The following is a 25,053-nucleotide window of genomic DNA, read 5'->3' on the forward strand; positions in this document are numbered from 1 at the left end:
GAATGAACGTAGTTCAAGGTAATATCGAAGCGAAAAATGCCAAAGTGGCGATCGTAATATCGCGATTCAATAGCTTTTTAGTTGAAAGTCTGCTTGACGGTGCAATAGACACATTAAAGCGTTTCGGTCAGGTAAGTGACGACAACATTACTGTTGTACGTGTTCCTGGCGCAGTTGAATTACCGCTAGCGGCAAAGCGTGTTGCTGCAAGTGGCAAATTTGACGGCATTATTGCACTTGGTGCGGTGATCCGTGGCGGTACCCCTCATTTTGATTTTGTTGCCGGTGAATGTAACAAAGGTCTTGCACAAGTTGCTTTAGAATATGACCTACCAGTTTCATTCGGTGTGTTAACTACAGATACCATTGAACAAGCTATTGAGCGTTCAGGTACTAAAGCAGGTAATAAAGGCGGCGAAGCTGCACTTGGTTTACTTGAAATGGTTAACGTACTGCAACAACTAGAACAACAGCTGTAATAGTAGGAAAAGTATGAAACCTTCAGAGCGCCGTAAGGCCCGCCGTTTAGCCGTTCAAGCCATTTATTCATGGCAGTTAAGTAAGAACAATGTTGCTGACGTAGAACATGAGTTTTTGACTGAGCAGAACACTGACGGTGTAGATGTTGCTTATTTTCGTGAATTATTATCAGGTGTAGCGTCAAAAACTGCACAGATTGATGATTTGCTAAAGCCACATTTAGATCGTGATTTCGAAGATGTTTCACCAGTTGAAAAAGCTATCGTGCGTTTGGCAACTTATGAGTTGACCTTTCGTAAAGATGTGCCGTTTAAAGTGGCAATTAACGAAGGTATTGAATTAGCGAAAGCGTTTGGTGCTGACGACAGTCACAAGTTCGTTAACGGCTTGCTTGATAAAATTGTGAAACAAAAGTAATACCAGAACGGTATCCTCGGATACCGTTTTTCATTTCAATTAATTGTTTCTAAATTAAGGTGGTCGGTTTACCGCACCAAACTGAATGTGAAAGAATTCCAACTTATCGAACATTACTTTCGTAATAAAGGCCAAAAACGACGCGACGTTGAGCTTAGCATTGGCGACGACTGCGCTTTGGTTAATCCAGCTGACAACAAATCGATTGCGATTTCATGCGATACTCTCGTAGAAAATGTCCATTTTTTATCAGATATTCCAGCCCATGCATTAGGCTATAAGTCTTTAGCGGTAAATTTATCCGATCTCGCCGCTATGGGGGCAGAGCCTGCATGGTTTACTTTAGCTTTGACGCTACCGAGTGTTGATGAACCGTGGTTAGCCCGTTTTAGCGAAGGGCTTTTTGAAATTGCAGAATATTATGGTGTTGCGTTAATTGGTGGCGATACCACTCGCGGCCCACGTAGTATAAGCATCACCATCAATGGCCAAGTGATTAAAGGTACAGCATTGACCCGTGCCGGCGCTAAAAATGGCGATTGGGTTTATGTCACTGGCACATTAGGTGATTCGGCCCTTGGTTTAGATGTGTTGCGCGGTGCCAAAATCGTGAATACAGAAGATAAAGAATATCTGATTAACCGTCACTATTATCCGACCCCTAGAGTTTTAGCAGGCCAAGCGTTAAGAACATTAGCCACTAGTGCGATTGATTTGTCTGATGGGTTAATTTCAGATATTGGTCATGTCTTAAAAGCCTCTAAAGTGGGGGCGATTATCGATGTGAGTCAAATACCGTTATCAACTTCACTTAAAGCCAACTTAAGTCGTGAAGACGCACTGAGTTATGCGTTAACTGGCGGGGAAGATTACGAATTACTGTTTACGGTGCCAGAATCTCAACGAGGCGCGATTGATACAGCGCTTATCCATGCTGGGGTTAAATTTGTCAAAATTGGTCAAATTTGTGCTGGCGATAAACTTAAACTTGTCGATGACGGTAAAGCATTTATGCCTGTTTCCCGAAGTTTTGAGCATTTTAGTTAATCCATTATGAGACTTCTCACTCAAGATAAATTCGTCAATAAGCTGTCTTTAACTAATCCTATTCACTTTTTAGCATTAGGGTTTGGCAGTGGTAAAGCGGCAAAGGCGCCTGGAACCTTTGGCACTTTAGCTACAGTACCTATAGTGCTATTAATGCAACAATTAAGCTTAGGTCATTACTTGTTGATTACTATATTGAGTATGCTTGCTGGTTTTTACATTTGTGGTAAAGCGGCCAAAGACATGGGGGTACATGATCACGGTGCGATTGTGTGGGATGAAGTGGTTGGGTTAATGATCACCATGATCGCCGCCCCTGCTGGTTTTGTCTGGTTAGTGCTTGGATTTGTATTATTTCGCTTTTTTGACATCATTAAGCCTTGGCCTATTCGCTGGTTAGATGCCAAAGTCCACGGTGGTTTTGGGATTATGATAGACGATGTCTTAGCAGGCATATTTGCATTAATTGGGGTGCAACTAGCGATTTATTATTTATAACGTAGCCATAAAAATAAAATATAAAAAAGAGCACAATGTGCTCTTTTTTATATTTTATTTTTGTTGTTGCAAACTCAACGAGACTAAAATTTATTGAGTTATCATTAAATTGCTGCGTAAATGTTCTATTTCATTATTCATATTGACGACGCGCAGCTTAAGATCTGTTTCATAAAAAGTGCAGCTTAATACTTTACCGATCGGGTTGTAGCGTAATTGCCATAACTGCATCAAACTATTGTCGTCATCGCAATATTCAGGCTTTTTAAGCATAAGCGATGCATCTGTTGATACAGGATCTTTAACCATATTGACGAAATATTCAGCTCGCAAATTATCATCATCAATGGGTTTAATAAACATTTTGGCTAACCATTGTTCGTAAAATGGTGCCGTATCCTGTTGAGCTTCCATTACCATTTGCTGCATGGCATTGTGGCCAAAGAGCCATTCACCTGAAAATATACGTTCGAAGTCATTTTGACTTAAGATGAAAGGTGATTGCCAAGCATTGATATTTTTAACCCCTTCATGATTGCTTTGAGCTAAAGTGCTCGCAAAGCGGAGTTGCTCTTTCAGTACACCGCTGACAATCATATGAGACAATAACGATCTCGATGAGTGATATACATTATTCCAAAAGTGCGTTTCTTTATTTAGGAATGCTATTGCAGCATCAACATCTATTTTGTTAGTGGAAGTTCCCTGGCGATTAAGAGTACCAAGTAAACTTAGCTCTCTTAACTGAAAAAGTTGAGACCAGCGAATTTTATCATGAGGGATTAAAGACTGATCACTTTCTTGCCAATCAGGCATAGCGACTAATACATTGTATTTATCAATATTGGTTTGATGAGCATTAATAGCACGGTTAATTGTTTCACTATTACTGCTGAAAAACTCATTACAAGTATTCAAATCTGCTGAGTGGCAAGCTTCTTTAAAGTCGCGAATTAATTTGGTCTGTTGATCACTAAAGCTAAGCGTTGCTTCTTGTGGATTCGACTTATTTTCTTCGGTAGTGCCTAGCATCGCCTTAACATATTCAAACCCGTTTGAGTTCGATACAACGGGTTGTTGCTTTAACCAGCTTTCAACTAATAGTGTATTAGGCGATTTTGTTCTGTCAGAAGCGTTGATTGCCACTAAGCAAACAACAGAAAATACTAATAAGCTGCTGATTAACCCAACCAGCATGCCTATTATTTTAAGAAACATCATCATCATTATTTATCCGCAAATCCATTTAACACAATGATAACATGCAGGTTGGCTTTTGATAACCCATGAGCTTTATTGCAATAATTCACGGGCGTTGGCTAAGGTGTTTTCAGTAATTACGTCTCCACCGAGTAAGCGTGCTAGTTCATTAACGCGTTGATCTTTATCTAATGCTTGCATGGTGGTTTCAGTGCTGCCGGCCTTATTAAACTTATTTACAAACATGTGTTGATGACCATTACCAGCAACTTGAGGTAAATGGGTAACACACAACACTTGAGTTGATTCTCCAAGGCTGCGGAGCATTCTACCTACTACTGATGCAGTAGGACCTGAAATACCCACATCAACTTCATCAAATATCAAAGTTGGGGTTGCGACTTTTTTAGCGGTTATCACCTGAATACCTAATCCTATTCGTGATAACTCGCCACCCGAAGCCACTTTGGAAATTGGTTGTAAAGGCTGCCCAGGGTTAGTGGTCACCATAAATTCGATACTGTCACTACCATTCATTGAAATATTGGCTGGGTCGTGATTCACTTCGATGCAAAATTTACCTTTAGGCATATTGAGCTCATGGATCGAACGGGTCACTAATTTATCTAATTCTTTAGCATAACGATTGCGGCTTTGGCTAAGTTTCTGTGCATTAGCTAAATAGGCATTTTTACTTGATTCCAGTTGCAGTCTTATTTCGTCGAGTTTGTTTTCATCACCCGCTAATTCTGCTAATTCGGCCATAAGCGCCTGGTGATGCAAAGCCAGTTTATCTGGGCTTACATGATGCTTACGTGCTAATTGCATTGCAGTTGATAAGCGTTTTTCAAGATAAGCAAAATGTTCAGGGTCTAACTCGAGGCGGCTTAAATAGCTCTCAATTTCGCTCGCACTTTCTTGTACCTGGATTAGCGCATCGTTAAGCATCGTACTAATAGGTGCAAGGGATTCATCATAGCCTTGAAGCGTGTCTGCGATGGCGGCTACTTTATTTAACAATGATTCAATATTGCCCTCATCGCTTTCGGTAAGTAAATGCAAACCAGCCTGGCAACGCTCAATTAAATCGGTGCCATTTGCCAACCGTTTATGTTCTTGCTCAATATCATCAAACTCTTCTAAACCTAGATTAAACTCGTTTAACTCTTCGACCTGATATTGCAACAACTGTTGGCGAGAGATACGCTCATGCTGTGCTTGTTCAAGTTGTTTGAGTTGATTCTCAACTTGCTTACATCTAAGGTAGCTTGCACTCACACTATCGAGTAATATTTTGTGGTTTGCGTAACTGTCGAGCAGATTTAATTGATGCTCACTTTTGAGCATCGCATGATGGGCATGTTGGCCATGAATACCAATGAGAAACTGGCCTATAGCCTTTAATTGTGTCACTGGAACGGGGTTGCCATTGATGTAGGCGCGAGAGCGACCATCACTATTAATGGTACGACGAAGAATACATTCCTCATCTGCATCTAAATCATTATCTTCAAGCCAGCGTTTTGCTAATGGCACATCGCTCAGCGTAAAGCGAGCACTGACTTCGGTTTTATTAGCGCCAGGTCTAACTGTATTGGCATCACTACGACTGCCTAAACATAAACCTAGAGCGTCGATAGCAATCGATTTACCAGCACCGGTTTCCCCGGTGATGCTTGTCATACCGGCTTTAAAATCGAGTTCTAAAAAACGTACGATAGCAAAATTGTTGATGCTGAGTTGGCAAAGCATAATGAATTCCTGTCTATGAAACCACCAAACCACTGTATTGATAAACAGTATATACTGATTTTTTATACAGTAAAGTAGTAGACTGAAAATTATCTTTGCCTATTTGTTCATCGTCAATCGCACAATAGTTATACCATTCTTAATAATTGGCTGATTGAAAACATAATCAATTCAACTAACCCTGAGTATAAGTTTTCAGTAAAGATTCAATTATCGGCAAGCTGATAAAAGTCATTAAGGTGCCATAAAGTATTGCTTGCGCACTGACATTAGCATGAACTTGGTAACGATCTGCAAGTAAGTAAACACTTGCTGCAGTTGGAAGCGAGGCAAGTAATACCCCCATTATCAACCATTGTTGTTCAACTCCGAATACACTTAATAAGCCGTAGGCGATGAGAGGCTGAATGACCAATTTAAAGAGGTTAATTACATTAAGCTCGGCAATTAAGCCGGTCGTAAATAATTTGCTGCCAGTTTGCTGGCGTAATGCTTTTACTAATACCATGCCAATGGCAAATAGGGCGCAAGGGCTTGAGGTGTTGCCTAATTGATGTAGCATCAAAGATACGCTATTTGGTAGATTGACATGGCAAGCTGATAACGTAATCCCAATGGCACTGCCAACGACGATAGGGTTTTTACCTAATGCATTAGCCATGATTAAAATGGCTGGTTCTGAGGATTGTTTGTTTCGGCTAGCAAGCTCGATTGACACCAGTGCAAAAGCGAACATTATCACTGATAATAAACTGGCAATTGCCGCCGCGACGAGGGCCATTTTGTTATTAGGAAACATTAAACTCATCAATGGGATACCAATAAATGCAGTGTTACCAAAGGTCGAGTTTAATCCACGCATTGCAGCGATAGCCTGTTGCTTTGGCGCTTGCCAAAGTGACAATAAAATAACTAATGCATAAGTGATTACCATCGCTAAACTAAAGCCGCCAATAAACCCCCATTGAGCAATGTCTTCAATACGTGTTTCTGCTAATACAATTAATAAAATAGCAGGAAAGGCCACATAATAGACAAACTGATTAAGCACGACATCGGTATCGGCGGGAAGCAATCTAGATTTTTGGATTAAACTGCCTAGCAGCATAATGGCGAAAACAGCGATTAGCGGGGTAAGAATACTAGACATCCCTCGCAATTCCTTAGCAAAATGATAATGTTGTCACTTTACTGCTTTTAATAGCTGCGATGCAATTAGACTTAGGCTCAAGGTGATAGTTTTTCAACATAGCACTGAATTATGCTTGATATGTTAATACTTTTTGGATATTTAGCGTTGCGAAATTGAATTCTAGTTCAGATTTACAGCTTAGTATTGCAGTTTGGGAAGCTCTTAGCGGCGAGTTATCGTGATATTCACATTGCAGATGCGAATTATTTAGATATTTTTGGCGGAGGTAAAATGCCCAGTTCGGTAAAAAAATGTACTTGTCGTCTTAATTCAAATAACGAACCTACTCGAACTTGATTTCCAATCACAAGTGTCCAATTGTCGGTTTTACCGTTTGGATTGGTAAAGGTGAAGCCTTGATAGAAAATTTTTTTCATAGGGCCTTTGACGTTTTAAATATCAATCTCGCAGTGTGTTATGGTAAATATGACTAAGGTGTAACGTATGGTATGCCGTATTTTTGTTAATGCACACAATTTAAGTGTGCTCTGTTTTATAATGAATAATAGCCTGAAAACACCAGGCTATTATTGAAGCATTAACGTGTACATTTAGCTCATAATATCAATTAGTTGCAACGAGTTAATGCTTGCATGTATTACTCGCTAATACCAATGTTTGACACGCCAGCTTCAATTATATCTTTACGTAATCCTTTCACCAACTCACTGTTAATGTCTGGGTTTGCTTCGATAATATCTAATAACATACTCTGAAGCTCTTTTTCTTCTTCCATCACTGGGTGAGAAAACACAAATTCATCTAACTCTTCATCCATGAGTGATTCATCACTAATGGCTTCAATGTAGTTCGCAACTGTGCTTGATGATAACTTACTGATATTAGTAATGTCTTCTTCAATTTTACTGTCAATAGCACTCATCAACGTTGCGATAGCGACTGCGGCATCCATTGCTGGGTAGGCACCATAAGCTTCAAAATCGCTTGGGTCAGGGGTGTTTTCATCGAGGCGTTGTAAATGTACATCAATATTGAATTTTAGCTTTTTGTCATATTGGCTTTGCCATAATAGCTCAAGTGCAGTGCTTAATACTTGAGGCTCACCAAACTCGCATACTTCAGAAAATAGCTTGTAATTGGGTAACATACGCTGACATAAGGCAAGTGCAAAAAGCTGTTTTTGCGGTAAAGATAGCGCCTTAAGGCGTTTAAAGAATCCGGGTTTACTGGTCATTAGGAGTATCCACTGATAGCTGGTTTATCACTTGATTTGCTGCTGATTCTACCTTAGTTAACTCATCAAGTAACTCTAGTATTTCAGGTTCAAGATCATCGATATCAATTTTATGCTTTAAGGCTGATTCGATATCTTTACAAAGTTTTTGTGTCGTCGGTACACCGCAATAGCATGTTGCGCCGTGCAGTTTGTGCACTGCTTGTAATAATGTTGCAGAATCACGTTTCCCCAAGGCATTGTCGATAGCTTCAACTGTTTCAGGAAGTGAACTAACCAGCATTTTTAACATGTCTAATGCTAAGTCTGGTTTTTGATTAGCTTGAGTTAAACACAAATCCCAATTTAATATAGTGTTGTCGAAATAGGTAAATTTAGGCTTGATGATCCAGCGGTTAATAACCCCTTTTAACGATACTTCATCTATAGGTTTTGGTAAGAAGCCATCCATGCCACAGGCAAGAATTTTCTCACGTTCTTCTGCAATGGTGTGTGCCGTAACCGCAATAATAGGGGTGTTACGGTTAAGCGAGGCAGAGCGGATTTGCTGTGTAGCTGTAATACCGTCAGTGCCAGGCATTTGAATGTCCATAAAAATTAAATCAAATGTATGTTCTTGGGCTTGTGTTATGGCATCTTTTCCGTTGTTTACGGTAACAACATTGACAACCAATTCTTTTAATAAGGTGTCAATAAGTTTTAAATTAGCAATATTATCGTCAACCGCCAATACAGAGGCTTTAATACGTTGTGTGTCTTCGATAATGGGGAGTTCAGGTAAACTAACCAATGTTGCTGGCGTGGGTGGGTATATCAAATGACGCGCTAAAGTTAAGTCACTTATTGGTGTGTTAAGCAGTACATCTGCATTGGCTTTGAGAACGTTAATTATCACATCCTGATCAACACAATCATGCAATAACACTAAGCAATCGGTATGCTGACGGGCTTGTTGTAGTAAATGAATCAATGAGTCGTTATCAATAAAACCATGACAGCTCATTATAATATAATCAAATTTACTATTTTGACTTTGCAGTACAGATGTCAGGTTTTCGGGATTTGCGACATTGGTTAGAATTAACTGCCAGGATACTAAGCGGCGGTTAAGTGTGTCGCGAGACAATTCGCGTGGCTCATATAGCAGTACTGATTTGTGCTGCAGTACATTTACTGGCAAGACTTCGCCTATTTCAAATTGACTAATACCAAGCGGTAAAATAAACCAGAAGTTTGAGCCTTTATTGGGTGCCGAAGTAAAGCCAATTTGGCCTCCCATCTGGTTAATTAGGCGCTTGGTGATCACCAAGCCTAATCCCGTGCCGCCAAATCGGCGTGATATAGAAGAGTCGGCCTGACCAAATGCTTGGAATAAATATTCTTGCTGACTTTCGTCGATGCCAATGCCTGTATCGATAACTTCACATCGAAGAGTAATATTATCCTCGTCATGGCCAACTAGGTGAATCTTTAGAATGACACTGCCAGAGTCGGTAAACTTAATTGCGTTACCCACTAAATTGGTAATAATTTGACTGACTCGCATTGAGTCACCACTAACACTCTCTGGGACATTGCTATCAATATCAATTACTAATTCTAGGCCCTTCTCTTGGGCGCTGCCTGCAATAATGGTTCGCGTTTCTGCAAGAGTCTCGCGCAGTGCAAATGGCATTTTTTCGAGTACCATTTTACCTGCTTCAAGTTTAGAGAAGTCGAGAATATCGTTAATAATACCAAGTAAGTTACTCGCACTGCGTTCAATGGTTTTAATGTAGTCAAGTTGGCTAGTATGCAGCGGGGTTTTTAATAATTGCCTTGCAAAACCGATGACGCCATTGAGTGGTGTTCGCAATTCGTGTGACATGTTGGCTAAAAATTCCGACTTAATTCGGCTGGCTTCTAACGCGCGTTTTTTGGCTAAGTCTAACTCAACGTTTTGAATTTCAATTTGCTCAAGTGTTTCACGTAAGTCTGATGTGGCTTGGTCAATATTTTGCTGCATTTCGTCGTGATATTCAGATAACGATCCCGCCATGGCGTTAATTCCGCGCTTTAGTAAATCAAGCTCACCAATTAAGTTGCCTTCAAGCCGGGTGTCAAGTTTACCCTCACGAATTTTGGCCACCACACGCACCATTTCGGTAATCGGGTGGTTAACATGTTTGACTAAACGAAACGTAAAAAATAGATTAAATTGCACTCCAATTAACACAATAATAAATGCCGCTATGGCTGCTCTATGTTGTTCTAGTAGTGCATTTTCTTTATTAAGCAGGACGGATATGTAGCCTAAAATTTGTTCTTGTTGGTTGTTGAATATAGGTTCAATAAAATGTTGGTTTTGTTGTGTGCTACGCTCAGTATCGCTAACTCGATTTAAGCTACTAAGCAAAGTGCTTTCAAGTCCTGTATGCGAAATAATCGGCACTCGAATAACTAAAGTATCACCAATGGTTTCATGTTCTGTGCTAATCAGTGCCGTTAATGGTTTTTTAAAGCGCATTGTTTCAAAATCTTTATGATAATGAGATGTCACAAATAATTGATTTTCAGCGTCAAATACCGCAATGGAGTGAATTAACGAAGCGTTATTGATTTGTGATGCAGCTAGCAAGCGTTTAGTCGACTCGCGGTCTTGATTAATAATGCCAAACTCACTGGCAATGGCTAAAGGTTCAACAATATTGCTGCCTTTTATAATTAAGGTGTCTTCCAATTCATAAAAGCGGTTTATCGTGAAATAACTTCCAAGTAGAATACCCACGACAATTGTGGGCGCTAACGCTAGTACCAGAACCCAAGAGCGTAGGCTGTATTTGGTCATATTGTTGGCACTTTTCATGGCTGTTAGGTGTGTTCCTGATGCTAAATCGCTATTATTGCGTCTAGACTGCCAGAAACATCGCACTCTTGACTAGTTTTTTATTCGACATCTGAGGCCGAAATGGCACAATTTTTCAAAGAAAAACCGAACAAATCTAAACAATTATCTGCAAAGCTCACGTTAGATGTAACCCAATTAGATCACCTAGGTGCCGGTATTGCTCAACATCAAGGCAAAGTGGTGTTTGTTGCGGGGGCGTTACCCGGCGAGCGCGCGACAGTGCAGCTTGTTGAGCAAAAGAAAAGTTATGCCAAGGCTAAGTTAATTAATATTGCCAGCCCAGCGCCCAGTAGAGTTAAACCTCATTGTCAGCATTACAGCCAATGTGGCGGTTGTGATTTACAGCACATGGACACTCAAGCTCAGCGTGACTATAAGCAAGCCGCCTTGGTTGATTTAATTGCTAAGTTGTCAAGTTCAGAGGCTATCGATGCACAGATGTCGGCAGAGGCGATTATTGGTGAGGGCTGGCATTATCGACGTAGAGCGCGTCTAGCCACCTTACTTGATAAACGCAGCCAACGTTTACAGCTGGGGTTTCGTGCCGGCAACAGTAATCAAATCGTTGAAATTAATCACTGTCCGGTATTAGCTGCTCCTTTATCAGATTTGATTACACCATTAGCCGCTAATTTAAATCAATTAAAAGCCAAAGCGAGCATCGGCCATGTTGAATTAACTCAAGCTGATAATGGCCATTTTGTTGTCATTCGAGTGACTAAAAACTTACCTAATTCCGATATTCGCTGGTTAACTGGCTTTGCTGAAAAACATCAGCTTAATCTGTTACTGCAAGATGATGCCGGGCAATTAACTCAGCTTTATCCTCAGCTAACCTCGACTGAGCAAGCTGTGACATTGCCTTTTTATCATTTGGCCGCCGAAAGCATACGATGTTCATTTACCCCTGGTAACTTTGTTCAGGTAAATAGTGCCATTAACCAGGGCATGGTAGATCAAGCTATTGAGTGGTTAGATCCTCAACCTGGTGAACGTATTCTTGATTTATTTTGTGGGGTAGGTAACTTCAGCCTGCCTCTAGCTAAAAAAGCAGCGCACGTGGTTGGGGTTGAAGGTGTGCCAGAAATGGTTGAGCAAGCCAAGCAAAATGCGATAGATAATAACTTAGACAATGTCACGTTTTACCATGCTGACTTAAGTGCGGATTTATCAGACCAAGCTTGGTTAGGTAAAATTGATAAGTTATTGCTCGACCCTGCCAGAGCTGGCGCTTATGAAAGTTTACAGTGGTTACAGAAGATGCAACCTAAAAAAGTGGTGTACGTTTCGTGCAATCCTGCAAGTTTAGCGCGCGACAGTAGTGTATTATTAGCTAATGGTTATCGTATTGCGCAAGTTGGGTTAGTCGATATGTTTCCACAAACGCATCATATTGAGTCCATGGTATTATTTGAGTTGAGTAAATAAGCCAAGATTTTTAGGTAATATCAAATGGTATGCTATAAATTTGTTCAACTAAACACGTTTGAATTGACAAAAGAACCTAGGGCTTCAAGATAGCGTATTCAGTGGTAGTTAATGCCTGTTTTTATGTGAATCATACAAATGTAGGCGTATAAGTCGGTCATGCGGCTAAGGAAGGGTTCATGGTATCTGTTCGCGAAGCACATTTTAATACGCAAACATTCCAATTGGATGAGTGGGTCGCCCGTTATATTGACGATAAAGACGATGCTCAAACTTTATTAGTGTTGATCCAGCAAGTTGAGGCCTTACCGGTCAAAAACAAACTGGCCCATACTGAGTTGCTTGCACGCGCTCGCGAAATGATAGAAATCTTAGCGCCGTTGAACATGGACATTGAAACCCTTCAAGCCGCGGTGCTGTTTTTAATGTTTGATGCCGGTGTATTAAACGAAGAGCAATTAGCTGAACAGTATGGTGACAATTTAGCCAGACTCGTTGCCAGTGTTGTCACCATGAATGCCATTGGCGCACTCAAAGTCAGCGAAAACTCGCGTGACGCCGAACCGCAAATCGATAATATTCGTAAAATGCTGTTAGCGATGGTCGAAGATGTTCGCGCAGTAGTGATCAAATTGGCTGAGCGTGTGTGTTTATTGCGCGCGGTTAAAAATGCTGACGAAGAAACTCGCGTATTGTTAGCCCGTGAAATTGCCGATATTTACGCACCGCTTGCTAATCGCTTAGGCATAGGTCAGCTCAAGTGGGAACTTGAAGATATTTCGTTCCGCTACCTGCACCCAACAGTTTATAAAGATATTGCCAAACAGCTTGATGGTAAACGCGTGGACCGCGAAGTGTTTATTGATAAGTTTGTAACCCAATTGCAGCAGCGTTTAGACAGCGATGATATCCGCGCAAAAGTATATGGACGCCCAAAGCACATATACAGTATTTGGCGAAAAATGAAGGGTAAAGATCTTAAATTCGATGAGCTGTTTGACGTAAGAGCTGTGCGTATCGTCACAGAGAGACTTCAAGACTGTTATGGTGCATTAGGCGTTGTGCATGACTTGTGGCATCACATTCCTCGTGAATTTGACGATTATGTAGCCAACCCAAAACCTAATGGTTACCAATCAATCCATACCGTAGTAGTGGGGCCTGAAGGCAAAACCGTCGAAATTCAAATCCGTACTGAAGCGATGCATCAAGACTCTGAACTCGGTGTGGCTGCGCATTGGAAATATAAAGAAGGCGCGGGCAATACCAAGCAAACTGGCTACGAAGAAAAAATTAACTGGCTGCGTAAAATTTTACAGTGGCAAGAAGATGTGGCCGAAAGTGGTAACTTGGTTGATGAGGTTCGAAGCCAAGTATTTGAAGACCGTGTTTATGTATTTACTCCTAACGGTGAAGTGGTCGATTTACCACTTGGTTCAACTGTGCTCGATTTTGCTTATTACATTCACTCGCAAGTGGGACATAAATGTATTGGTGCTAAAGTTGATGGTCGAATTGTGCCATTTACTTACCAGGTTGAAACAGGTGAGCGTATTGAAATTATCACCTCAAAAACACCTAACCCTAAACGCGACTGGTTAAACCTAAATTTAGGCTATATTAAATCGTCGCGTTCACGCTCTAAAATTCAACATTGGTTTAAGCAACAAGACCGTGACAAAAATATTGCCGCCGGTAAAGAAATGCTTGAATCTGAATTATCGCGTGTTGGCTTAAAAATTAAAGATGCGGCTGTGGCGGTTGAACGTTTTAACCTTAATACCATGGACGACATGCTCGCGGCCATTGGTGGTGGCGATTTACGCCTAAATCAAGTGGTGAACTTTACCGAAACCAAAGTTCGCAAAGTTGCCGATACCGATGAAGACCTCGTTGAAGACATTCTGAAAAAAGCTTCACATAAACCGAAAAAGACAGGTAAAGGCCAGGTTGAAGTCAGTGGTGTGGGCAACTTAATGAGCCACATTGCCCGTTGTTGTCAGCCAGTACCTGGAGATGAAATTTTTGGGTATATCACCATGGGCCGAGGAATTTCTGTGCACCGTAGCGATTGTGAGCAAGTAAAAGAATTAATGCGAGCTCACCCTGAGCGTAGTGTCGATGTAATTTGGGGCGAAAACTACTCTGGCGGATACCGCATTCGAGTGCGGGTATTATCTCATGACCGTAGCGGATTATTACGCGATTTAACCACAGTGCTTGCAGCTGAAAAGTCGAATGTGATGGCCATGAGTTCATCATCAGATGTGAAAACTCAAACCGCAACGGTAGAGTTAGAACTTGAGTTGTATAACCTAGACGGTTTATCGCGCATTATTGCTAAATTATCGCAAGTTGATGGTGTGATTGAATCTCGCAGACTATAAACCCGGCATGAATAAAAGATAAAACGAGTCATAAAGGCACCTTAATTTAGGTGCCTTTTTAATTTAGATTTTGTAATTTTGATGAGCTTTAATTTACATGCCTTTCAATTTAGAGGACAAACAACGTGGCAAACATTCAATCGTTACTAGACATTATGAAACAATTACGCGATCCGCAAACGGGTTGCCCGTGGGACTGTGCTCAAGACTTTGCAACTATAGTGCCTTTTACCCTAGAAGAAGCCTATGAAGTGGTTGACACCATAGAACGAAAAGCATGGCAGGAACTACCCGATGAATTAGGTGACTTGTTGTTTCAAGTCGTGTTTTATTGTCAACTTGGTCAAGAGCAAGGCATGTTTGATTTTGCTACCGTTGTAGAGCGCATCAGCGATAAATTAACCCGCCGTCATCCACATGTGTTCATGTCGCCAAACGGGCTAGACGTTGAAGAAATTACCAATACTCAAGATTTGAGCCAAGCATGGGATAAGCTTAAAGCCAATGAGCGCCAACAAAAGCAGCTGCATTCAGCACTTGATGATATTCCCACTGCGTTACCGGCCTTATCGCGAGCGCGAAAAATTCAGCATCGGGTGGCTAAAGTCGGTTTTGACTGGGCTGAGCTTGAACCTGTAGTCGCTAAAATACACGAAGAAATAGATGAAGTGCTCGTCGAGGTGAATAAGCAGCCTACCGATGCTGATTACTCTAAAGAGAAAGTGCAAGATGAAATGGGCGACTTATTATTTGCTGTAGTGAATTTAGCACGCCATTTAAAGGTTGATCCTGAACAAGCTTTACGCCAAGCAAACACTAAGTTTGAGCGACGTTTTAGAGGTGTTGAGCAATATGTAGCCGACAGTGGTAAAGCTATCGAACAGCATACATTAACTGAATTAGACCGCTATTGGGATCAGGTAAAGCAGCACGAAAAGGCAAATTAAGCTAAATATAGCGCGTTTAAGTTTGTCGAATCGAGGTGGCTTTGGTATGATATCGCCCCGTCCTAGTGCTTTCTTACAAGCACGTTTTTTTCCAACACATTTTCTCAGGTTCAGCATGACTACAAGGTATATCTTCGTTACTGGTGGCGTTGTTTCATCACTAGGTAAAGGCATTGCAGCAGCTTCGCTAGCAGCAATTTTAGAGGCGCGTGGCCTTAATGTAACCATTATGAAACTGGATCCATACATTAACGTCGACCCAGGTACTATGAGCCCTACTCAGCACGGTGAAGTATTCGTGACTGAAGACGGCGCTGAAACCGATCTCGACTTAGGCCATTATGAGCGTTTCATTCGCACTAAAATGAACCGCCGTAACAACTTTACTACTGGCCGTATTTACGAAGAAGTCATCAGTAAAGAACGTCGCGGTGATTATTTAGGTGCAACTATTCAGGTTATTCCGCACATCACCAACGCGATCAAAGAAAAAGTGATTGCTGGTGGTGAAGGTCATGATGTTGCAATCGTAGAGATTGGCGGCACGGTCGGCGATATCGAGTCATTACCTTTTCTTGAATCTATCCGTCAATTAGGTGCTGAACTAGGACGTGAACGCACTTTATTTATGCATTTAACCTTAGTACCATTCTTAGGTGCAGCAGGTGAAATTAAAACCAAACCAACACAGCATTCTGTTAAAGAGTTGCGTTCTATTGGTATTGCGCCAGATGTATTGGTTTGTCGTGGCGACCGTGCAATCCCAGCCAATGAAAAAGCAAAAATCTCGTTATTCTGTAATGTGGAAGAACGTGCTGTTATTTCATTAAAAGACGTTGATAGTATTTATAAGATCCCTGCATTGTTACGCTCGCAAGGCCTAGATGACTTAGTGATCAAGCGCTTCCATTTAGACTGTAACGAAGCTGATTTATCTGAATGGGAAAATGTTATTTACCAAGAAGCGAATCCAAATGGTGAAGTCACTATTGGTATGGTAGGTAAGTACATTGAATTACCAGATGCTTATAAGTCCGTAAACGAAGCATTAAAGCACGCGGGGTTAAAAAACCGTGTTAGCGTAAACATCAAATATATCGATTCACAAACAGTTGAAGCGAAAGGCGAAGAAGTACTCCAAGGTTTAGACGGTATTTTAGTACCTGGTGGCTTTGGTGAGCGTGGTGTAGAAGGCAAAATTTTCGCTGCTAAATTTGCTCGTGAAAATAACTTACCTTACTTTGGTATTTGTTTGGGTATGCAGGTCGCGTTAATCGAATTTGCACGCCATGTAGCCGGTTTAGAAGGTGCTCATTCTACTGAGTTTAATCCAGAAACACCGTATCCAGTAGTGGGGTTAATTACGGAATGGATTAATGAAGAAGGTGATGTTGAAAAACGCCATGAATCTTCTGATTTAGGTGGCACTATGCGTTTAGGTGCTCAGTTATGCCATTTAAAAGAAGGCACCAGAGCAGCTACTGCATACAATTCAACAACGTGTGTTGAGCGCCACCGTCATCGTTACGAAGTAAACAACAACTACATTGAACGTCTTGAAAAAGCCGGTTTAGTGTTCAGTGGTTTATCATCAGATCGTAAGTTGATTGAAATGATTGAGTTACCAAATCACCCTTGGTTTGTTGCGGGTCAATTCCACCCAGAATTCACCTCAACCCCTCGTGATGGCCACCCATTATTTGAAGGCTTTATTGCTGCTTCTTCAGCGTATCAAAAACGCGACATAAACTAATACTTATTAGCCGCTAATGTTCTGCATTAGCGGCTTTTTTGTCTAAGATATATGCGTAAGATCAAATTATCGCCTTTTTGATGTCTCGCAACGGTAAAAACTAAGTTGAAGCAGAGACCAATTCGATTTATCCTAAGCTTTAAATAGAATAAAATTACAAAACTGAAAGTTACATACCAATAAATCGGCAATATCAAGTTATCTAGTGGTTTTATTGGTATTGGCTTTTAACTTTTATTACATTTTTTAATTTACTGACACAGTACGAGGATATTATGGCTAACATTATTAAAGTGATTGGTCGCGAGATTATGGATTCGCGTGGCAACCCAACCGTTGAAGCTGAAGTGCATTTAGAAGGCGGTTATGTGGGTATGGCTGCTGCTCCATCTGGCGCATCAACAGGTAGTCGTGAAGCATTAGAACTTCGTGATGGCGACAAAGCGCGTTACTTAGGCAAAGGCGTTTTAAAAGCCGTTGCTGCTGTAAATGGTCCAATTGCTGACGCGATTAAAGGTAAAGATGCATTGGCTCAAGCAGCACTTGACCAAATTATGATTGACTTAGATGGTACTGAAAACAAAGCGAAATTTGGTGCTAACGCCATTCTTGCTGTTTCACTTGCTATTGCTAAAGCTGCAGCTGCTGCTAAGCACGTACCTTTATACGAGCATATTGCTGATCTAAACGGCACTCCTGGTGTTTATTCAATGCCACTTCCAATGATGAACATCATCAACGGTGGTGAGCATGCAGACAACAGTGTTGATATTCAAGAGTTTATGATTCAACCCGTTGGCGCTAAGACATTCCGTGAAGGTTTACGTATGGGCGCAGAAGTATTCCACAGCCTTGCTAAAGTACTTAAAGCTGATGGTCACTCAACAGCTGTGGGTGATGAAGGTGGTTTTGCTCCAAACCTTGAGTCTAACGAGGCTGCACTAGCTGCAATTAAAGTTGCTGTTGCAAACGCAGGTTACGAGTTAGGTAAAGACATCACCTTAGCGATGGATTGTGCTGCATCTGAGTTTTATGACAAAGAAACAAACATCTATGATCTTAAAGGTGAAGGCAAAAAATTCACTTCTGAAGAATTTAACTTCTTCTTGCAAGGTCTTACTCAACGTTACCCAATCGTTTCTATCGAAGATGGTCTTGATGAATCTGACTGGGATGGTTTTGCTCACCAAACTAAACTAATGGGTGATAAAATCCAATTAGTGGGCGACGATTTATTCGTTACCAATACTAAGATCCTTAAGCGTGGTATCGACAACGGCATCGCTAACTCTATTTTAATTAAATTCAACCAAATCGGTTCGTTAACTGAAACGTTGGCAGCCATTAAAATGGCAAAAGATGCAGGTTTCACCGTGGTTATTTCTCACCGTAGTGGCGAGACGGAAGATTCAACTATTGCTGATTTAGCTGTTGGTACTGCAGCGGGCCAGATCAAAACTGGTTCATTAAGCCGTAGTGATCGTGTTGCTAAATATAACCAACTACTTCGTATTGAAGAAGCATTAGGTTCAAAAGCACCATACAATGGGCTTAAAGAAGTAAAAGGCCAAGCATAATTTTTGCTTTAGCTTAAAAAGGCCACCACTCGGTGGCCTTTTTTGTTGTACTATATTCAATATACATTCTAAGGGTTAATGCGACGTAACTTGATATTATGAAACAACTAATATTATTAATGATTGCTTTACTGGCGGTTTTACAATACCGGCTATGGCAGGGCGATAACAATTTTTCTGAATATGTCGTGCTGCAAACCCAGATTGAAGCCCAACAGCAAAGTAATGAAAAGCTGGTGGCTCGCAATCAAATCCTCAAAGAAGAAATTATCGATTTACAAAGCGGCACTGAAGCCATAGAAGAGCGCGCCCGAAATGAGCTTGGAATGGTTAAAGAGGGCGAAACCTTCTATCGTGTAATTAGCACAGAATCACGTGAACAGCCGTTTAATCAATAGTGTGTTGTACAGCGAAATTTACGCGTTAGACTCGCTATAATAATTCTAAAAATGGTTTACTATGCAAAATAATTCTCAGTCAATTATTGCCATTGTTCCTGCTGCTGGTATCGGTAGTCGGATGGGGGCTGACAAACCAAAACAGTATCTAATGCTCGGCCAACAAAGTATTTTGGCACACACTCTTGATGTTTTATTGTCGCACGAATGCATTGTTCAGGTTATTGTTGCTCTGCATCCACAAGATCAATATTTCAAGCAACTTCCCCAAGCTAAGCACCCTAAACTCATGCAGGTGATTGGCGGTGGCGAGCGAGCAGACTCAGTTCTTGCTGCGCTCGATCATGCAATGTCTATTAATCCTTGTGCATGGGCGTTAGTTCACGATGCGGCTAGACCTTGTTTACGCCATGAAGATATTAACAAATTGATTGGCTCACTAAAACAATACCCTCAAGGTGCTATTTTGGCTGCACCAGTACGCGACACTATGAAACGTAGCGATGCTAATGGCTTAATCACCAATACGGTTGAGCGTGCGTTACTTTGGCATGCATTAACCCCACAGTTTTTCCCCATAGTTGCGCTGCAACATAATTTATCTAAAGCGCTTGCTGCCAATGTCAGTATTACTGACGAAGCGAGTGCAATGGAATGGGCCGGAGTGATGCCTGGGCTTGTGAGTGGCCGTGTGGATAATATTAAAGTGACTCACCCTGATGACTTACAACTTGCTGCATTATTTATGTCGCAATCATAATAAACACATTGTAATGATACCCTCATCACAAGGATTAACATGAATATACGTATTGGCCATGGTTTTGATGTACACAAGTTTGGTGGCGACAAACCCCTTATTTTAGGTGGTGTAGTCGTGCCTTATGAGACAGGCTTAATTGCTCACTCTGACGGTGATGTCATTTTGCATGCTGTAAGTGATGCGATACTTGGTGCTATGGCATTAGGTGATATCGGTAAACACTTTCCTGACACAGATGCTAACTTTGCCGGAGCTGATAGTCGTGAACTGTTGAAGCATTGTTATGAGCTAGCACGTCAAAAACAATTTGTTATTGGTAACCTTGATGTCACAGTTATTGCTCAATCCCCCAAAATGGCACCGCATATTGAAGCTATTCGTCTTTGTTTAAGTGCTGATTTACAGACTGATATCAATAACATTAATGTCAAAGCCACTACCACTGAAAAATTAGGTTTTACCGGACGTAAAGAAGGTATTGCTGTAGAAGCTGTCGTACTGATGGTTAATCAATCGCGTTAATAATATAGAGAATGTTTGCCAGATGAACGAATTACACTACCTGTTAGGTAAACCTTTAAGCCAAGCTGATTTACGCACACACAATACTGATTTTATTGTGAAAGAAATTTTGCCATTTACCCCAACGGGTGAAGGCGAGCACCATATGTTGCATATTCAAAAAAATGGCTTGAACACCGTTTATGTTGCTGAGATGTTAGCTAAGTTTGCTAAGGTACACCCTAAAGAGGTGACTTATGCTGGCCAAAAAGATAAAAACGCTGTTACTGAGCAGTGGTTTGGTATTCGTATTCCTGGTAAAGAAACCCCAGAGTGGGTTCAGCTCAATAGCGATAAACTCACTATTTTATCGAGTAGCCGCCACAGTAAAAAACTGCGAATCGGCGCACTATTAGGTAACCGTTTTGTGCTCACTTTACGCAATATTACCGATGTAGCCGATGTTGAATCTCGCCTACAGCGTATGGCCACTGTCGGCGTACCTAACTATTTTGGTGAACAACGTTTTGGTCACGATGGCAAAAATTTAGTTATGGGTCGCCAGATGTTAAGCGGTGGCCGTAATATAAAAGATCGCAATAAACGCAGCATGTATTTGTCGGCAGTGCGATCAAATATATTTAACTTAGTGGTCTCGCACCGTTTGGCTACACAACAAATCAATACCATCGCAGGCGACTGCGTGATGTTAGCGGGTAGCAAGAGTTATTTTACCGTAGATGTGTGGGATGATGTACTTAATGCCCGTTTAGCTGAAAAAGATATTCAATTATCTGCTCCACTTTGGGGGCGTGGCACTCCCTTGGCGAAAGATGACGCGCTTACACTTGAAATGGCGCCGTTAAGTGATTACAGCGATGATTTATCTGGCCTTGAAAATGCTGGGTTATCCCAAGAAAGGCGACCTCTTTTACTAGAACCGCAGGGCATGAAATGGCAGTTTGACGAAGATGTATTAACACTAGAGTTTATGCTCCCAGCAGGGAGTTATGCGACATCTGTTTTACGTGAACTTGCCGATTATCAAGATGTCCAAGAAAAACAAAGACAGGTAATGGTAGCAGAGCAACAAGCACAACGTTTATTACAAGATGCACAGCAACCTAATAAAGAGTCCTAAGCAATGATTAATATTTTAGTCAGTAATGATGATGGTGTTAATGCCCCGGGTATTATCGCATTAACTCAAGCTTTGAGTCGGTTCGCTCAAGTGCTTACCGTTGCGCCAGATCGAAATTGTTCTGGGGCGAGCAACTCATTAACCTTGACTAATCCATTAAGAATTAATAACTTAGATAATGGTTATATTTCAGTCAATGGCACACCTACTGATTGTGTGCATTTAGCTATTAGGCAGTTATGCAAGCATGAACCCGATATTGTGGTTTCAGGCATAAATGCTGGTGCGAATATGGGGGATGATACGCTCTATTCAGGCACCGTAGCGGCTGCGATGGAAGGGCGCTTTTTAGGATTACCCGCGATAGCTATTTCGTTAGTGGGTAAATCACTAACTCACTATGACAGTGCTGCTATCTATGCTGCAAAAATTGTAAAAGGGTTATTAGCGCACCCAATCAATAGCGATCAAATTTTAAATGTGAATGTGCCAGACTTACCTGTTGAGCAAATTAAAGGGATTAAAGTCACTCGGTTAGGTGCAAGGCACAAAGCAGAAGGTATGATAAAAACCCAAGATCCTGCTGGTAAAGATATTTATTGGCTAGGGCCCGTTGGCAGTGAACAAGACGCTGGCGAAGGCACTGATTTTGGTGCTGTTGCAGCCGGGTTTGTGTCTATTACACCGTTAACGGTGGATTTAACTGCATACAATCAACTAAACGGATTAGCTGAGTGGATAACAAAAATATGACTAGGGTAGCTACAACATCAGCAATGAATTTGGCAAAAAAGTTGTCTGATGCTGGGATCCGCCATCCTGCGGTATTACACGCCGTGGCCACCACTCCGCGTGAGTTATTCCTGGACGGCGCTTTAGCTCACAAAGCATATGAAAATACAGCATTGCCCATTGGCCAAGGCCAAACAATATCTCAACCTTACATAGTGGCGCGCATGACAGAACTTTTACTGCAGCATAACCCACAAAAAGTGCTCGAAATTGGTACAGGTTCGGGTTACCAAGCAGCCGTTCTCGCTTCGCTAATTCCTGAGCTATGTACAATCGAAAGAATTAAAGCATTACAAATTCAAGCCAGACAAAGGCTTAAGCGTTTAGACTTGCATAATGTGTCATTTAAATACGGTGATGGTTGGCAAGGTTGGCCTAATCGAGGCCCATTTGATGGCATTATGGTGACCGCAGCGGCGGCTACTGTTCCGCAAGCATTACTTGAGCAGCTTGCAGATAACGGGGTATTAATTATTCCTGTAGGCGAAGATACTCAACAACTGCTTAAAATTACTCGCACTGGCACAGCGTTCCATTCTGAAATAATAGAGGCGGTTAAATTTGTACCATTAATTAATGGTGATTTAGCCTAAAACATGAGTTCTGCTTCATGTTTGGAGCAGAGATATGCTTTATCATGTAAAATGCGCCTACTCGCTGTGCGTTCATGTTTTTTCCTTAAGGATATTGTTTGATGAATACCGGTTGGCCAAATGGTTTGGTCTTAGCAATCATGCTGACAGGATGTAGCTTTCAAGCTGAACGTCCTGCGCCGGTTGATAGTTTATCATCAAAAAATCATGGTCCTCGTTATCACAAAGGATCGCTCAAAACTCATAAATACACCGTAAAAAAGGGTGATACTTTGTACTCCATTGCATGGGGCGCTGGGCGACACTTTGCAGCACTTGCCAGAGAAAATAACCTGCAAGCGCCTTATACTATTTATCCCGGACAGATACTTAATTTAGCAAGCGCTAATGGTGCAACATCTGCAGAGGTTAAAGCACCACAAACTTATGTTTCCACAGTACAAACTCAAGCGATAACTCAACCATATTCTTCGGTTTCTAATCGTACGGATCCGCAAACAATCAATCCAGTCGCTGTCGCAAAGCCGCAGCCAGTGGTCGTATCAGACAGAACGAAAAAAGATCTTGATCACAAAGTAAAGCCTGCGTATTCTGTAACAACTACCCAACAAACAGTTAACCAAAATGCAAACGGTTCTGTCGCAAACTTGCCACAACAAGTTCAGCAATGGCACTGGCCAGTTAGAGGTCGAATAATCGGGTATTTTTCGGCATCGGAACAAGGTAATCAAGGTATTAAGATTGCCGGTAATCGCGGAGATATTATCAAGGCCGCAGCAGATGGTAGAGTCGTATACGCAGGCAATGCGCTTCGGGGATATGGCAACTTAGTAATTATCAAACATAACGATGATTTTTTAAGTGCTTATGCTCATGCAGACACGATTACGGTTAAAGAAAAGCAATATGTTAGCGCAGGCCAAACAGTTGCAAAAATGGGCAGTACAGGGACAAGCCAAGTGATGCTTCACTTTGAGGTGCGTTATCACGGCAAGTCAGTTAACCCATTACGATATCTACCTAAACAGTAATTGTTTAGCAACATAAATAACGGAGGATAGGCAAGTGAAGTAGATTACATATCACAAATTAGGTTTGGGAGAGCAATTATGAGCCGCAAAAAAAGTACTGCTATAGCAGAACCACTTGTCGATCTAGCTAAACAACCACAAGAGGTTGCAGCCAAAAAAGGCGATTTGGTGCAGCAACTCGAAATAGAAGACAAAGTCCAAGATGACTTACAAAAAAATCTCGACGCCACTCAATTATATTTAGGTGAAATTGGTTTTTCTCCTTTGCTTACAGCTGAAGAAGAAGTTTATTTTTCACGTAAAGCTCTTAAAGGCTGCGAAAAATCTCGCAACCGCATGATAGAAAGTAACTTACGTCTTGTCGTTAAAATTTCCAGAAGATACAACAATCGTGGCTTAGCACTACTCGATCTCATTGAAGAAGGTAATTTAGGCCTGATCAGAGCGGTAGAGAAATTTGATCCTGAACGTGGTTTCCGCTTTTCGACTTATGCGACTTGGTGGATAAGACAGACCATTGAACGTGCCATTATGAATCAAACTCGCACGATCCGCCTTCCTATCCATGTTGTAAAAGAATTAAATGTCTATCTTCGCACCGCAAGACAACTTGCACAAAAACTAGATCACGAACCCACAGCGGAAGAAATCGCTGAAAAACTCGATGTTTCAACGGGTGATGTGAGTCGTATGCTGAAACTGAACGAAAGAATTACTTCAGTCGATTCACCATTAGGTGGTGATAATGAAAAAGCATTATTAGATGTGATTGCTGATGACGATTCCGTTGGACCTGATCATCGAGTACAAAGTGAAGATTTATCTAACTCAATTGTGGGTTGGTTGAATGAGCTCAATACTAAACAACGTGAAGTGCTTGCAAGACGATTTGGTTTGTTAGGCTATGAGCCATCAACACTCGAAAATGTGGGTGCTGAAATTGGTTTAACGCGCGAACGAGTTCGTCAAATTCAGGTTGAAGCGTTAAAGCGTTTAAAAGATTTACTGGGCTCGCAAGGGTTGTCAGTAGAAGCGCTTTTTAGAGACTAACATTCAACATATTAAGGGTAATAT

The 25,053-nt window shown here is 41.3% G+C and carries 23 protein-coding genes; 17 read left to right on the forward strand and 6 right to left on the reverse strand.

Features of this window, described 5'->3' with window-relative positions; all coding sequences use genetic code 11:
- Positions 1–2 precede the first annotated feature (2 nt).
- The 4 genes from ribH to IEY40_RS05995 all read left to right on the forward strand — a co-directional run bounded on the left by ribH (position 3) and on the right by IEY40_RS05995 (position 2,442).
- Positions 3–479, forward strand: coding sequence for a 6,7-dimethyl-8-ribityllumazine synthase (ribH, locus tag IEY40_RS05980; protein ID WP_160053672.1), 477 nt, complete (start codon positions 3–5; stop codon positions 477–479).
- Positions 480–492: 13 nt separating this feature from the next.
- Entirely contained in the window at positions 493–897 is a 405-nt protein-coding gene (gene nusB, locus IEY40_RS05985; RefSeq protein WP_160053673.1) for a transcription antitermination factor NusB, read from the forward strand.
- A gap of 87 nt (positions 898–984) precedes the next feature.
- A complete protein-coding gene (gene thiL / locus IEY40_RS05990; RefSeq protein WP_188954279.1) occupies positions 985–1,944 on the forward strand; it encodes a thiamine-phosphate kinase in 960 nt (319 codons plus the stop codon).
- 6 nt (positions 1,945–1,950) lie between these two features.
- Positions 1,951–2,442, forward strand: a complete 492-nt coding sequence (locus tag IEY40_RS05995; RefSeq protein ID WP_188954282.1) for a phosphatidylglycerophosphatase A family protein — start codon at positions 1,951–1,953, stop codon at positions 2,440–2,442.
- Positions 2,443–2,532: 90 nt separating this feature from the next.
- Here IEY40_RS05995 and IEY40_RS06000 read toward each other — a convergent pair whose 3' ends face one another.
- The 6 genes from IEY40_RS06000 to barA form a co-directional block, all read right to left on the reverse strand.
- On the reverse strand, positions 2,533–3,669 hold the full coding sequence (locus IEY40_RS06000) for a hypothetical protein (RefSeq protein WP_188954284.1): 1,137 nt from the start codon (positions 3,667–3,669) through the stop codon (positions 2,533–2,535).
- Between the two features lie 66 nt (positions 3,670–3,735).
- The gene (gene recN / locus IEY40_RS06005) at positions 3,736–5,394 is read right to left on the reverse strand and encodes a DNA repair protein RecN (protein WP_188954286.1); all 1,659 of its coding nucleotides are present in this window, start codon (positions 5,392–5,394) and stop codon (positions 3,736–3,738) included.
- A gap of 175 nt (positions 5,395–5,569) precedes the next feature.
- Entirely contained in the window at positions 5,570–6,544 is a 975-nt protein-coding gene (locus tag IEY40_RS06010) for an AEC family transporter (RefSeq protein WP_188954288.1), read from the reverse strand.
- Between the two features lie 245 nt (positions 6,545–6,789).
- Complete coding sequence (locus IEY40_RS06015; protein WP_188954290.1) at positions 6,790–6,963, reverse strand: DUF3319 domain-containing protein; 174 nt, start codon at positions 6,961–6,963, stop codon at positions 6,790–6,792.
- 221 nt (positions 6,964–7,184) lie between these two features.
- A complete protein-coding gene (locus tag IEY40_RS06020; RefSeq protein ID WP_188954292.1) occupies positions 7,185–7,781 on the reverse strand; it encodes a YjaG family protein in 597 nt (198 codons plus the stop codon).
- Complete coding sequence (barA, locus tag IEY40_RS06025) at positions 7,771–10,608, reverse strand: two-component sensor histidine kinase BarA (protein ID WP_438811075.1); 2,838 nt, start codon at positions 10,606–10,608, stop codon at positions 7,771–7,773. The genes IEY40_RS06020 and barA overlap by 11 nt, the downstream gene beginning before the upstream one ends.
- Before the next feature lie 120 nt (positions 10,609–10,728).
- Between barA and rlmD the strand changes: the two genes are divergently transcribed.
- The 13 genes from rlmD (at position 10,729) to rpoS (ending at position 25,029) form a co-directional block, all read left to right on the forward strand.
- Positions 10,729–12,096: a 23S rRNA (uracil(1939)-C(5))-methyltransferase RlmD gene (gene rlmD, locus IEY40_RS06030; protein ID WP_188954296.1), complete on the forward strand. Its 1,368-nt coding sequence runs from the start codon at positions 10,729–10,731 to the stop codon at positions 12,094–12,096.
- A gap of 179 nt (positions 12,097–12,275) precedes the next feature.
- Entirely contained in the window at positions 12,276–14,483 is a 2,208-nt protein-coding gene (relA, locus tag IEY40_RS06035) for a GTP diphosphokinase (protein WP_188954298.1), read from the forward strand.
- Between the two features lie 125 nt (positions 14,484–14,608).
- Entirely contained in the window at positions 14,609–15,430 is an 822-nt protein-coding gene (gene mazG, locus IEY40_RS06040) for a nucleoside triphosphate pyrophosphohydrolase (RefSeq protein WP_188954300.1), read from the forward strand.
- A gap of 115 nt (positions 15,431–15,545) precedes the next feature.
- Positions 15,546–17,183, forward strand: coding sequence for a CTP synthase (gene pyrG, locus IEY40_RS06045; protein WP_188954302.1), 1,638 nt, complete (start codon positions 15,546–15,548; stop codon positions 17,181–17,183).
- Positions 17,184–17,458: 275 nt separating this feature from the next.
- Positions 17,459–18,760 (forward strand): phosphopyruvate hydratase, encoded by a 1,302-nt coding sequence (gene eno, locus IEY40_RS06050; protein ID WP_188954304.1) that lies wholly within the window; start codon positions 17,459–17,461, stop codon positions 18,758–18,760.
- 98 nt (positions 18,761–18,858) lie between these two features.
- Complete coding sequence (gene ftsB, locus IEY40_RS06055) at positions 18,859–19,158, forward strand: cell division protein FtsB (RefSeq protein WP_188954306.1); 300 nt, start codon at positions 18,859–18,861, stop codon at positions 19,156–19,158.
- Between the two features lie 61 nt (positions 19,159–19,219).
- Positions 19,220–19,918 (forward strand): 2-C-methyl-D-erythritol 4-phosphate cytidylyltransferase, encoded by a 699-nt coding sequence (gene ispD, locus IEY40_RS06060; RefSeq protein ID WP_188954308.1) that lies wholly within the window; start codon positions 19,220–19,222, stop codon positions 19,916–19,918.
- Between the two features lie 39 nt (positions 19,919–19,957).
- A complete protein-coding gene (ispF, locus tag IEY40_RS06065) occupies positions 19,958–20,443 on the forward strand; it encodes a 2-C-methyl-D-erythritol 2,4-cyclodiphosphate synthase (RefSeq protein WP_188954310.1) in 486 nt (161 codons plus the stop codon).
- Positions 20,444–20,465: 22 nt separating this feature from the next.
- Positions 20,466–21,563: a tRNA pseudouridine(13) synthase TruD gene (gene truD / locus IEY40_RS06070; RefSeq protein ID WP_188954312.1), complete on the forward strand. Its 1,098-nt coding sequence runs from the start codon at positions 20,466–20,468 to the stop codon at positions 21,561–21,563.
- A 3-nt stretch (positions 21,564–21,566) separates the two neighbouring features.
- Positions 21,567–22,316 carry a 5'/3'-nucleotidase SurE gene (gene surE / locus IEY40_RS06075; RefSeq protein WP_188954314.1) on the forward strand — a complete coding sequence of 250 codons (750 nt, stop codon included), beginning with the start codon at positions 21,567–21,569 and terminating at the stop codon, positions 22,314–22,316.
- Positions 22,313–22,948: a protein-L-isoaspartate(D-aspartate) O-methyltransferase gene (locus IEY40_RS06080; RefSeq protein WP_188954316.1), complete on the forward strand. Its 636-nt coding sequence runs from the start codon at positions 22,313–22,315 to the stop codon at positions 22,946–22,948. The genes surE and IEY40_RS06080 overlap by 4 nt, the downstream gene beginning before the upstream one ends.
- 98 nt (positions 22,949–23,046) lie before the next feature.
- Complete coding sequence (locus IEY40_RS06085) at positions 23,047–23,979, forward strand: peptidoglycan DD-metalloendopeptidase family protein (RefSeq protein ID WP_428848139.1); 933 nt, start codon at positions 23,047–23,049, stop codon at positions 23,977–23,979.
- Between the two features lie 78 nt (positions 23,980–24,057).
- On the forward strand, positions 24,058–25,029 hold the full coding sequence (gene rpoS / locus IEY40_RS06090) for an RNA polymerase sigma factor RpoS (RefSeq protein ID WP_188954320.1): 972 nt from the start codon (positions 24,058–24,060) through the stop codon (positions 25,027–25,029).
- Positions 25,030–25,053: the final 24 nt, after the last annotated feature.

It is taken from the genome of Shewanella ulleungensis (assembly GCF_014648315.1).
GTDB lineage: Bacteria > Pseudomonadota > Gammaproteobacteria > Enterobacterales > Shewanellaceae > Shewanella > Shewanella ulleungensis.